General features: G+C 71.3%; 9 protein-coding genes. 5 read left to right on the forward strand and 4 right to left on the reverse strand.

What is annotated here, in order from left to right; translation table 11 throughout:
• Positions 1 to 627 (forward strand): glycosyltransferase family 4 protein (locus tag AC08OO_RS04385; protein ID WP_476618255.1); only part of this gene is annotated, 627 nt, incomplete at its 5' end.
• A gap of 272 nt (positions 628 to 899) precedes the next feature.
• Entirely contained in the window at positions 900 to 3,683 is a 2,784-nt protein-coding gene (gene acnA / locus AC08OO_RS04390; RefSeq protein ID WP_476609768.1) for an aconitate hydratase AcnA, read from the forward strand.
• Between the two features lie 311 nt (positions 3,684 to 3,994).
• Here the strand turns inward: acnA and AC08OO_RS04395 are convergent, their stop codons facing one another.
• On the reverse strand, positions 3,995 to 4,801 hold the full coding sequence (locus tag AC08OO_RS04395) for an inositol monophosphatase family protein (RefSeq protein WP_476607269.1): 807 nt from the start codon (positions 4,799 to 4,801) through the stop codon (positions 3,995 to 3,997).
• Positions 4,802 to 5,063: 262 nt separating this feature from the next.
• Here AC08OO_RS04395 and valS point away from each other — a divergent pair, with 262 nt between their 5' ends.
• Positions 5,064 to 7,724: a valine--tRNA ligase gene (valS, locus tag AC08OO_RS04400; protein WP_476609769.1), complete on the forward strand. Its 2,661-nt coding sequence runs from the start codon at positions 5,064 to 5,066 to the stop codon at positions 7,722 to 7,724.
• A 19-nt stretch (positions 7,725 to 7,743) separates the two neighbouring features.
• Here the strand turns inward: valS and AC08OO_RS04405 are convergent, their stop codons facing one another.
• The 3 genes from AC08OO_RS04405 to AC08OO_RS04415 form a co-directional block, all read right to left on the reverse strand.
• Positions 7,744 to 9,126, reverse strand: a complete 1,383-nt coding sequence (locus AC08OO_RS04405; protein ID WP_476609770.1) for a nitrate/nitrite transporter — start codon at positions 9,124 to 9,126, stop codon at positions 7,744 to 7,746.
• Between the two features lie 203 nt (positions 9,127 to 9,329).
• Complete coding sequence (locus tag AC08OO_RS04410) at positions 9,330 to 9,848, reverse strand: gamma carbonic anhydrase family protein (protein ID WP_476609771.1); 519 nt, start codon at positions 9,846 to 9,848, stop codon at positions 9,330 to 9,332.
• A gap of 184 nt (positions 9,849 to 10,032) precedes the next feature.
• Positions 10,033 to 10,341 (reverse strand): DUF4235 domain-containing protein, encoded by a 309-nt coding sequence (locus tag AC08OO_RS04415; protein ID WP_476609772.1) that lies wholly within the window; start codon positions 10,339 to 10,341, stop codon positions 10,033 to 10,035.
• A gap of 248 nt (positions 10,342 to 10,589) precedes the next feature.
• On the opposite strand from AC08OO_RS04415, the gene dut reads away from it, so the two are divergent.
• Together dut and AC08OO_RS04425 are read left to right on the forward strand one after the other, a co-directional pair.
• Positions 10,590 to 11,168, forward strand: coding sequence for a dUTP diphosphatase (dut, locus tag AC08OO_RS04420; RefSeq protein ID WP_476609773.1), 579 nt, complete (start codon positions 10,590 to 10,592; stop codon positions 11,166 to 11,168).
• Entirely contained in the window at positions 11,149 to 11,853 is a 705-nt protein-coding gene (locus AC08OO_RS04425; RefSeq protein ID WP_476606202.1) for a DUF3710 domain-containing protein, read from the forward strand. The genes dut and AC08OO_RS04425 overlap by 20 nt, the downstream gene beginning before the upstream one ends.
• Positions 11,854 to 11,863: the final 10 nt, after the last annotated feature.

An 11,863-nucleotide genomic window follows, 5' to 3' on the forward strand; every position in this document is an offset into this window, starting at 1 on the left:
CCCGAGGGCGGGGAGGACGTCGCCGGTCGGTGCAACGAGGCCGCGGTCCGTTACCGCGAGCGGGTCCGGGCCTGGGCCGGGGCGCTTCCCGGCGCGGCGGCGGTGCGCTGGGTGCACGGTGTCCGCGACGTGCGGCCGTACTACGCCGCCGCCGATGTGAACGTGGTGTCCTCCTGGGTGGAGGACTACGGCGCCATCGGGGTGGCGTCGGCCTGCGGGGTACCGACCGTGGCGACGCGGTTCGGGTCGATCAGCGAGCTGGTGGACGACGAGACCGGCTGGCTGGTGGCACCCGGCGACGCGGTGGCGGTGGCGGAGTGTCTCACCGACGCTGCGGCCGGCAGGCGGACACCCGCCGCGCGCGACCGAGGCTTCGCCGCGCGGGCACGGGCCGAGAAGCTGCTGGATCGCCGGTCGTTGAGCCAGGACGTCGTCGCTGCCCTGCACGAGGCCGTGCGCGGCGCGCGGTCGTGGCACGCGTGCTCCGGCCCGGGCCGGAGCGTGCCGGGATGCACCGGGGACCGAAAGAACGAGTTCACCCGCAGGTGGGGTGATTATCGCCGAACATTCCGCCGTTGTGGGCAGGGGCCGCCGACAGCTTCCGCTACTGTTAGCAGTGTTAAGTAATTGCCGGAGTCGGGCGTGACGAGCTTGTTCGGGAGGCCCTGGCGGTTCCCGCCGACCCGGAGGGTCGGCGGGGTCACAGCGTCGCGGGCGCGGTGCGAGACGCGCCGGAATGCCAGGATGGGACGGAGCTGGCCGAGGCAGGCAGGCGCCGGATGCGTGCCCACCCGGGGCCGTGGGTCCGGTGTCACCATGGTGCGGCCAGCCGGGCGGGGCCATGGGAGCGAGCCCCGCCGCTCGCGGGTGGCGGGCGGCGGGCGACGAGGAGGAGAACGATGGACACCTTCGGCAGTACCGGATCGCTCGTGGTGGGTGATCGCACCTACACGATCAGGCGGCTGGACGCGGTGCCCGGGGCCGATCGACTCCCCTACAGCCTCAAGGTGCTGTTGGAGAACCTTCTGCGTACCGAGGACGGCGCGAACATCACCGCGGACCATGTCCGGGCGCTGGCGAACTGGGATCCCTCGGCCGCCCCCAGCCAGGAGATCCAGTTCACGCCCGCCCGCGTCATCATGCAGGACTTCACCGGCGTGCCGTGTGTGGTGGACCTTGCCGCCATGCGGGAGGCGATGGCCGCCCTCGGCGGCGACCCGTCGAAGATCAATCCGCTGGCCCCCGCCGAGCTCGTGATCGACCACTCGATCATCGCCGACCACTTCGGCCGGCCGGACGCGTTCGAGCTCAACGCGGCGCTGGAGTTCGGCCGCAACCGGGAGCGTTACCAGTTCCTGCGCTGGGGTCAGGAGGCGTTCGACAACTTCACCGTCGTCCCACCGAACACCGGCATCGTGCACCAGGTCAACCTGGAGCACCTCGCCCGGGTCGTCTTCACGAAGCAGACGGCCGATGGGACGCTGGCCTACCCCGACACCCTCGTGGGCACGGACAGCCACACCACGATGATCAACGGTCTCGGCGTGCTCGGCTGGGGCGTCGGCGGCATCGAGGCCGAGGCCGCCATGCTCGGCCAGCCGGTGAGCATGCTTATCCCCACTGTGGTGGGCTTCAAGCTGACCGGCGAGCTGCCGACGGGCACCACCGCGACCGACATGGTGCTCGTCATTACCGAGATGCTGCGTCGGCACGGAGTCGTCGGCCGGTTCGTCGAGTTCTACGGCGACGGCGTGACGAACGTCCCGCTGGCGAACCGGGCGACCATCGGCAATATGAGCCCCGAGTACGGCTCCACCTGCGCGATCTTCCCGATCGACGCGGAGACGCTGAACTACCTCAGGCTGACCGGCCGTCCCGCGGAGCTGGTGGCGTTGGTCGAGGCGTACGCCAAGGAGCAGGGCCTCTGGCACGACCCGAGCCGCGAGGCCGCTTACACGACCACCCTTGAGCTGGACCTGTCCACCGTCGAGCCGTCGCTTGCCGGGCCCAAGCGCCCGCAGGACCGGGTGCCGCTGGCGAGCGCGAAGCAGGCCTTCCGGGCGGCGTTGGTCGACTACGCCCAGCCCCTGGTGCTCACGAATGGCGGCGCGGACGAGGCGGATGCCGAGTCCTTCCCGGCCTCCGACCCGGCGGCCGCATTCGCGGACAAGCCCTCCGACGCCCCGATCTCGGTGAACGCCGTGGTCGGGGACGTCGCCGCCCGCCCGTCCAACCCGACGGCGGTCACCCTCGCCGACGGCACGGGCGTCGAGATCGACCATGGCGCCGTCGCCGTTGCGGCCATCACCTCCTGCACCAACACGTCCAACCCGCAGGTCATGATCGGCGCTGCCCTGCTGGCCCGCAACGCCGTCGAGAAGGGGCTCACCCGCAAGCCGTGGGTGAAGACCACCCTCGCGCCGGGCTCGAAGGTGGTCATGGACTACTACGAGCGGGCGGGGCTCGTGCCCTACCTGGACAAGGTCGGTTTCAACCTGGTCGGGTTCGGCTGCACCACCTGCATCGGTAACTCCGGGCCGCTGCCGGAGGAGATCAGTGCCGCGGTGAACGACGCGGACCTGGCGGTGGTCAGCGTGCTGTCGGGCAACCGCAACTTCGAGGGCCGGATCAACCCCGACATCAAGATGAACTACCTGGCGTCCCCGCCGCTGGTGGTCGCCTACGCGCTGGCCGGCACCATGGACATCAACCTCGACACCGACCCGCTGGGCACCGGCACCGGCGGGGAGCCCGTCTACCTGCGTGACATCTGGCCGAGCGAGGCCGAGGTCGCCGCGGTCGTCGGCGACGCCATCCAGTCCGAGATGTACGAGTCCGACTACGCCGACCTGTCCGGTGACGAGCGCTGGCGTTCGCTGCCGCTCGGTGACGGCGGGGAGGTGTCGCGGACGTTCGCCTGGGCGCCCGGCTCCACCTATGTCCGGCACCCTCCGTACTTCGAGGGGATGGCGGCGAAGCCGGAGGCCCGGACCGACATCATCGACGCCCGGGTGCTGGCGGTGCTCGGCGACTCGGTCACCACCGACCACATCTCCCCGGCTGGCTCGATCAAGAAGGACTCGCCTGCCGGCCGCTACCTCACCGAGCACGGGGTCGCGCCCGCCGACTTCAACTCCTACGGGTCGCGGCGCGGCAACCACGAGGTGATGATCCGCGGCACGTTCGCCAACATCCGGTTGCGCAACCGGCTGGCGCCGGGCACCGAGGGCGGCGTCACCCGGCACCTGCCAGACGGCGAGCAGCTGGCCATCTACGACGCCGCGCAGAAATACGCCGCCGAGGGTGTGCCGCTGGTGATCCTGGCCGGTAAGGAGTACGGCTCGGGTTCCTCCCGGGACTGGGCGGCGAAGGGTACCTCGCTGCTCGGCGTGCGGGCGGTCATCGCCGAGTCCTACGAGCGCATCCACCGGTCGAATCTGATCGGTATGGGCGTGCTGCCGCTGCAGTTCCCCGCCGGCGAGTCGGTGGAGTCGCTCGGCCTGACCGGGGAGGAGACGTTCACCATCACGGGCCTCGCCGAGGTGGACGAGAGGACCCCGCCCATCACGGTACGTGCCGGCGACAGGACCTTCGAGGCGGTCGTGCGGATCGACACCCCCGGCGAGGCGGAGTACTACCGCCACGGCGGGATCCTGCTGTACGTCCTGCGCTCGTTGCTGTAGCCCACGACCGATGATCCGGGGCCGGCGGGTTCGCTCCCTGCCGGCCCCGCCCGCCGGCCCGCATGCCGCGCGCCCCCGTTCCCGTTTCCCGGACTGAGAAGCGACACGCCGTCAGCGGTATCAGTTGGGGAGGAACACCGTCATGCCCGGACAGTGGGACGCCACCGTCAAGTTGGTCTACGCCGTCGACAGTGGTACCTCGGGATCCGCTCCCGCGGCGGTCTCAGCCGGGCGCTCGTCGCAGCCGGAATCGACGACGTCGTGCCCTGGCCGTGAGCGGGGCCGGTGGTGGGCTCGCCCGGTCGGGGATCTCAGTCGCGGTCGGCGGGGGGATCCTCGGCGAGCAGGGCGGTCAGCGCCGGGAACAGGGCCGGCGGGGCGGCGACGGTGAGATCTTCGCCCGCCGGGCGGCCGTGCAGCCCCCCGACCCGCAGTCCGGCCTCCACCGCCACCAGGCCGCCGGCGGCCTGGTCCCAGGGCCTCAGCCCACGCTCGTAGTAGGCGTCGACGAGGCCGCCGGCCGCCGCGCACAGGTCCAGCGATGCCGCACCCATCCGACGGAGATCGCGCACCCGGGGCACCACCCGGCTGGCGACAGCGGCCTGCGCGGCCCGGCGGGACGCCGTGTAGCCGAAACCCGTTGCGACGAGGGCGCCGGCCAGCGTCGTCACCGTGGAGCCGGTCAGCGGTTCCCCGTCCCGGTACGATCCGCCGCCCCGCGTGGCGGTGTAGGTCGCGCCCAGCGCCGGGGCGTGCACAACCCCGGCGACGACCTCCCCGTCGACCTCGGCGGCGATCGAGACCGCCCAGTTGGGCAGCCGGTAGAGGAAGTTCACCGTCCCGTCGAGCGGGTCGACGATCCAGCGCACCCCGGTTGTGCCGGCGGAGTCCGAACCCTCCTCGCCGAGCAGTCCGTCGCCGGGGCGCAGTTCGGCGAGCCGCCGGGCGACGAGCGCCTCGGAGGCGCGGTCGAGAGCGGTCACGACGTCGGTGGGAGACGACTTCGTCGTCTCCGCGGCCACGGTGCCCTCCCGGCCCCGCGCGAGCAGGTCACCCGCCGCACGGGCGATCGTCAGCGCAATGGCGAGCAGTTCGTCCGGGTCTGGCAGGTCGCTCATCGTCCGGCGCTCCAGGGATCGGCACGGAGTGGGGATCGGCACGGGAGTACGGTCCGTTCAACGGTTCATCCTGCCAAGGCAGCCGGTCGTGTACTCCCCATGGAACGTGAGAGGCGTCACGTCCGTCGACCTCTTCCGCTTCCCGTTCCGGCTCCGGCTCCGGCTCCGGGGTGCGTGCCCGGGCCGGAACCTCGCCGGTCCGGGCACCGGGGGACCTCGGCGGTCGATGACCACGATCGAGGCGCCCGTAGGATCGTTACTTGTGGTTGCGACAGACGGTACGGAACGGTCCACCCGCGCGGTCCCGGCGAAGCCGGGCCTGGACGGCATCGAGGCGCGCTGGTCAACGGTATGGCAGGACGAGGGCACCTACGTGTTCGACCGGACGGTCGACCGCGGGCAGGTCTACTCCATCGACACCCCGCCGCCGACCGTCAGCGGTTCCCTGCACGTGGGGCACGTCTTCTCGTACACCCACACCGACCTGATCGCCCGCTACCAGCGGATGCGGGGTCGCGAGGTCTTCTACCCGATGGGCTTCGACGACAACGGGCTGCCGACCGAGCGCCGGGTCCAGAACTACTTCGCTGTCCGCTGCGAGCCGTCGCTGCCCTACGACCCGGGTTTCACCCCGCCGGACAAGCCCGGCAAGGAGCAGGTCCCGATCTCGCGACGCAACTTCGTCGAGCTCTGCGAGCGGCTGACCCTGGAGGATGAGAAGGGCTTCGAGCAGCTCTGGCGCAGGCTGGGGCTCTCCGTCGACTGGTCGTACACCTACGCGACGATCGACGCCCGGTCGCGGACCGTTGCGCAGCGGGCCTTCCTGCGCAACCTCGCTCGGGGGGAGGCCTATCTTGCCGAGGCCCCGACGCTGTGGGACGTCACCTTCCGTACCGCGGTGGCCCAGGCCGAGCTGGAGGACCGGGACCGCCCCGGCGCGTACCACAGCCTGGCCTTCCCCCGGTCGGGCGTCTCCGCCCCGAGCAGCGGGCTGGACCCGGCGGGCTCCGGGGATCTGGCGGGCTCCGGGGATCTGGCGGACCCGATTGTCATCGAGACGACCCGTCCCGAGCTGCTGCCCGCCTGCGTCGCCCTGGTCGCCCATCCGGACGACCCGCGTTACCAGTCGTTGTTCGGCGCCACGGTGCGGACCCCGCTGTTCGACGTTGAGGTCCCGGTGGTCGCGCACCGGTTGGCCGACCCCGAAAAGGGATCCGGCATCGCGATGATCTGCACCTTCGGTGACCTCACCGACGTGACGTGGTGGCGCGAGCTGCGGCTGCCGGCGCGTGCGGTGATCGGCCGTGACGGCCGGTTCATCCCGGACCCACCGGGCGCCGTCACCTCCGCGGCAGGCCGGGAGCGGTACGCCGAGCTCGCCGGAAAGACCGTGCACAGCGCCCGGGCGCGGATCGTCGAACTGCTCGCCGGGTCCGGCGCGCTGCTCGGCGATCCGCGGCCGATCACCCATCCGGTCAAGTTCTACGAGAAGGGCGACCGGCCGCTGGAGATCGTGACGACCCGCCAGTGGTACCTCCGCAACGGCGGGCGGGACGAGCCGCTGCGGGCCGCGCTGCGTGGACGCGGCCAGGAGCTGCGCTGGTACCCGGACTACATGAAGGTCCGCTACGAGAACTGGGTCGACGGCCTCAACGGCGACTGGCTGATCAGCCGGCAGCGGTTCTTCGGCGTGCCGTTCCCGGTGTGGTACCCGCTGGACGCCGCCGGTGCGCCGCGGTATGACGCGCCGATCGTGCCCGACGAGGCGTCGCTGCCGGTCGACCCGTCCAGCGACGTCCCGCCCGGGTACGCCGCCGAGCAGCGGGGCGTGCCCGGCGGGTTTGCCGCCGACCCCGACGTGATGGACACCTGGGCGACGTCTTCGCTCACCCCACTGATCGCCAGTGGCTGGGAGCACGATACCGATCTGTTCTCCCGGGTCTTCCCGATGGACCTGCGTCCGCAGGCGCACGAGATCATCCGGACCTGGTTGTTCTCGACGGTGGTGCGCACCCACGCCGAGTTCGACGTGCTGCCCTGGTCGAACGCGGCGATCTCCGGTTGGATCCTCGACCCGGACCGTAAGAAGATGTCGAAGTCCAAGGGCAACGTGGTGACCCCGATGGGCCTGCTCGAGGAGCATGGGTCGGACGCGGTCCGTTATTGGGCGGCGTCCGGGCGGCCGGGTACCGACACCGCCTTCGATGTCGGCCAGATGAAGAACGGCCGCCGGCTCGCCATCAAGATCCTCAACGCCAGCCGGTTCGCGCTCGGTCTTGCCGTGACCCCCGACGCCGTGACCCCCGACGCCGGGGCGGCCCCCGCCCCGGCCAGTGAACCGCTGGACCGTGCCCTGCTGGCCGCCTTGGCCGATGTGGTCGACGCCGCCACCGCGGCCTTCGACGGCTACGACTACGCCCGGGCCCTCGAGGTCACCGAGTCGTTCTTCTGGCGGTTCTGTGACGACTACGTCGAGCTTGTGAAGGGCCGGGCGTACGGCTCCTCCGGGGCGGCGGGCGCGGCCTCCGCGCACACCACGCTCTCGGTGGCCCTGTCAGCGCTGCTCCGGCTGTTCGCCCCGGTCCTGCCGTTCGTCACCGAGGAGGTCTGGTCCTGGTGGCGTCCCGGTTCGGTGCACCGGGCGAGCTGGCCGGACGCCGCCGAGATCCGCAAGCTCGCCGAGGGCGCCCGCGTGGAGCTCCTCGGCGCCGTCGGGGCGGCGCTGTCCGGTGTCCGCCGGGCCAAGTCCGAGGCGAAGGTGTCGCAGAAGGCCGAGGTCGCGAGCGTCCGGATCAGCGGCGAGGCCGACCTCGTCGCCCTCGTCGAGTCGGTGGCCGCGGACCTGCGCAGCGCCGGCAGCATCCGGGAGCTCACGCTGAGCCCGACCGGCGGCGAGATCGCCGTCGCCGTCGAACTGGCCTGAACACCGGGCACAGCCGGGATCAGATGCCGGCGAGACGCCTGGCCGAGGGCCGCAGATACACGAACCAGGTCACCACGAAGCACAGCGCGTAGAAGGCGATGAAGGAGATGTACGCCGCGTTGCCGGTCCGGTAGCTCAGGAACGACTGCCGGAAGGCCAGGTTCACCAGTACCCCGCCGAACGCGCCGATCGCGCCGGCCAGGCCGATGAGGGCTCCGGACAGCCGCCGGGCCGAGTGCTGCGCCGCGACCGGGTCGCCACCGGCGTCGATGCTGGCCTGGGCCTTCGCCCGGAAGATCGCCGGGATCATCTTGTACGTCGACCCGTTCCCGACGCCGCTGAAGACGAACAGCGCGATGAACCCGACCAGGAACAGAGGAAGCGACTCCGTCAGCGAGGCGACGAGCACGATCGCGGCCGCGGCAGCCATCGCCACGAAGTTGACGAAGGTGACCTTCGCTCCGCCGATGCGGTCCGCCAGGATGCCGCCGACCGGGCGGATCAGCGAGCCGAGCAGCGGACCGAGGAAGGTCAGGTAGGCGGCCTTGATCGGGGTGCTGAACTGGTCGTGAAACTGCACCTGGAGCACCTGGCCGAACGCGAAGCCGAACCCGATGAACGACCCGAACGTGCCGATGTAGAGCAGCGACATCACCCAGGTGTGACCGTCACGGGCGACGTCGCGCATCGCCCCCCGGTCGTTCTTCGCGCTCGACAGGTTGTCCATGAACAGCGCCGCGCCGAGCGTCACCAGGACGATCAGCGGGATGTAGACGGCAAGGACGACCCGGGGGTGGTCCTTGCCGGCGGTGGCGAGGACGAGCAGGCCGACAAGCTGGATCGCGGCCACCCCCAGGTTTCCGCCGCCGGCGTTCAGCCCCAGGGCCCAGCCCTTCAGCCGCTCCGGGTAGTAGGCGTTGATGTTGGTCATCGAGGAGGCGAAGTTACCGCCTCCGACCCCCGCGACCGCGGCGACGATCAGCAGGGTGGGGTAGGAGACGCCGGGGGAGAGAACGACGGCCGCGAGGATCGTCGGCACGAGGAGCAGCGCCGCGCTGAAGATGGTCCAGTTACGCCCCCCGAACCGGGCGACGGCGAAGGTGTAGGGGATCCGCAGCGCACTGCCGACGAGCGCGGGCAGCGAGGTCAACAGGAACTTGCCGGCCGGGTCGATGTGGTAGGCCGGTCCGAGGAACAGGACCGTCACCGCCCACAGCGACCAGATCGAGAACCCGATGTGCTCGGCCAGGATCGAGAAGATCAGGTTTCGGCGGGCGATGCGGGAACCGCCGTTGTTCCAGAAGGTGCGGTCCTCGGGCCGCCAGTCGTCGATCCAGCGGCCGCGTCGGGACGGACCGGTCACGGTGCCGGTAGTCGGGACGCCTTCCAGGGTGGCGCTCATAGATGATCCTCCGGGGTGCGGGTGATGCCACGACGGTAGGAACGCGCCGTTACGTGGCGCGGCGTCGGCTGTGACACTCTCTGAGACATCCGCTCACCTGGGCGGGGACCCAACGGTGAGACCTCGGGCGCACCGGCCGTCGGGCCGTCGGCGGACCCGCCGGGAGGGCGGGGCGAGGCGTGGGTGGCCCGGCGGTCGACCGGTCAGCCGATCCGGCGTAGCTGCTCGCGGTAGCGTTTGCCGTTCGCCACGTAGATCACGGCCCCGGCGGCGAGGGCACCCGGGGCGACGGAGTCCGGCAGGATCTTCGCCGGCACGCCGAGCGCCCTCGCGCCCGGCGGCACGACCGTGCCGCCCACGACGACCGCGCCCGCGCCGACCAGCGCGCCCCGGCCGATCCGGACCCGGTGGAGTACCACCGAACCGGAACCGACCAGGGCGCCGTCCTCGACGACACAACCCTCCAGGTGAGCCAGATGCCCGACGGTGCAGTCGTCACCCACAACCGTGGTGAGCTCCTCGGTGGCGTGGATTACCGTGCCGTCCTGGATGGACGTGCGGGCGCCGATCTCGATCGTCCCGTAGTCGCCACGCAGCACCGCGCCCGGCCACACCGTGGACTCGGGCCCGATCGTCACCGTGCCGATGACCGTCGCGTCCGGATGGACATAGGCCGTGGGATCGATGGTGGGGACGGCGTCCCCCAGGGCGTACACGGCCATCCGAGCCTCCCGCTGATCGCGACGCCGCCGATCCGGACGGCGCACCGGTTGATCCCATCGTGCCTGGAAAGGAGCAGCCGGGTACCCCGGAGAGCGGCTCGTAGTCGGTGCTTGTCAGTGCTCGTCGGTGCTCGTCGGTGCTCGTCGGTGCTTGTCGGTCACGCGTTCAGTCCTCGGATGCCGTTCACTCCTCGGAGAAGGCGGTCTTCGGGTGGAGCATGCCGGGCGGCGGTGAACCCGTCGCCCGGGCCCATCCGCGCGCGGCCGCGCGCTCGGCCGCCAACCGGCCGATCCCGATCGCGAGACCCGAGATCGCTGCCCAGGCGACGGCCTCCGTCCAGGCGGTGTCCGGGTCCGCCGGGTTGGCCGGTGGGTCGGACTTGCGTACCTTGCGGTACAGGGCGCTCACGACTCGGCTCGCGGCCATGCCCGCGAGCGCGGTTGCCCCTCCGCCGACGATCTTCCATCCCAGCTTTGACGCTGCTTTCGCCACCCCACACCTCTCGTTCCTCGGCGAGGACCATGTCGGTCCGCCCGCCCCCTGCTTACTCCGACCGGCCTGCTTGGCCCCTCGGACCGTCTTGGCCCCTCGGATCGTCTGCTATCCGATCACGCCGGGATAGGCCAGCCGGAGTCCGGGGCTTGCTGCGGCCCGTCGGACCGGCAGGCCGATGGCGGGACGAGGGCCATGGCCTAGCGTGGGGGTCACGCCCGGACCGGGCACCCTCGACCAGGAGAGCCATGACCGCCACCGATCCGACGATGCCCACCGCCCTGCCTCCCGCGTCCGCGGTGCCACTCGCCGTGCAGCCCGCGCCCGCCGTACCGGGTCGGGTGGAGATCCTCGTCCGCCGGTCGGACCGCGAGCTGGCGCTGCCGGCGTACGCCCAGCCGTCGGACGCGGGAGCGGACCTGGTGACGGCCCAGGATGTGACGCTCGGCCCGGGGGAGCGGGCGACGGTCGGAACCGGTCTGAGCATCGCCCTGCCGGCCGGGTACGCGGCGTTCGTCCACCCGCGCAGTGGCCTGGCCGCGCGGCACGGCCTGTCCGTGGTCAACGCCCCGGGAACGGTGGACGCCGGTTACCGTGGAGAAATCAAAGTCGTTCTGATCAATACCGACCGATCTGACACGATCATCCTGCATCGGGGCGACCGGATCGCCCAGCTGGTCGTGCAGCGCGTGGAGCACGCTGTGTTCCGGGAGGTCGATGAGCTGCCGGCCTCGGCGCGCGGAAGCGGCGGGTTCGGCTCCACGGGGGGTTTCGGGTCCGCCGGGGGGGCAGGAAAGGAGACCACCGGTGTTCGGACGAGGGCGTAGGGAGTTCGACCGTCGCGGGGCCTCCGAGATGGACGTCCCCGAGAAGGTCACCTCGCGGGGCTCGTCGGAGCCCGATGGTCCCTACGACATCGCGCAGGCACCCGATGACGACGTGCATCGCCTCGATCTCGGGTCGTTGCGGATTCCGGCGCTCGACGGCATGCAGGTGCAGTTCCAGGTCGAGGAGTCGACGGGCAAGCCGCTGACGGTGCTGGTGACCGACGGGCGCAGCGCGATGGAGCTCTCCGTCTTCGCGGCGCCGAAGAGCCGGGGCCTGTGGGACGAGGTGCGGGCCGAGATCCTGGAGACCATTCAGGGGGGCGGTGGGTCGGAGGCGGACGGTCGCTACGGCCCCGAACTGCGGATGAGCTTGCCGACCGGGCGTCCGGGCGAGACCGTGCCGGGCCGGATGATCGGTGTGGACGGTCCGCGCTGGTTTCTGCGGGCGGTGGTGACCGGCGCGGCCGGGCAGGATCCGGCGGCAGGCCCCCTCCTGGACGCCGCGTTGCGCAATCTGATCATTTCTCGTGGTGACGGCGCGATGCCGGTGCGGGATCCGTTGCCCCTGAGGCTGCCCAAAGAGATCACCGATCACCCCGATGCTTCCGGCGGACCGGTCGCCTCGGCGACCAGCGGACGGCCCGAGATGCCCGTGCGCGGTGCGCGTATAGCCGAGATCCGCTGACCGCCCTGTG

This window comes from Frankia sp. CeCAU1 (genome assembly GCF_977971845.1).

Bases quoted from the DNA above. Each gene is read 5' to 3' on its own strand.
- AC08OO_RS04405 (WP_476609770.1), bottom strand. From the start codon at position 9,126: ATGAGCGCCACCCTGGAAGGCGTCCCGACTACCGGCACCGTGACCGGT.
- dut (WP_476609773.1), top strand. From the start codon at position 10,590: ATGACCGCCACCGATCCGACGATGCCCACCGCCCTGCCTCCCGCGTCC.
- AC08OO_RS04395 (WP_476607269.1), bottom strand. From the start codon at position 4,801: ATGAGCGACCTGCCAGACCCGGACGAACTGCTCGCCATTGCGCTGACG.
- acnA (WP_476609768.1), top strand. From the start codon at position 900: ATGGACACCTTCGGCAGTACCGGATCGCTCGTGGTGGGTGATCGCACC.
- AC08OO_RS04410 (WP_476609771.1), bottom strand. From the start codon at position 9,848: ATGGCCGTGTACGCCCTGGGGGACGCCGTCCCCACCATCGATCCCACG.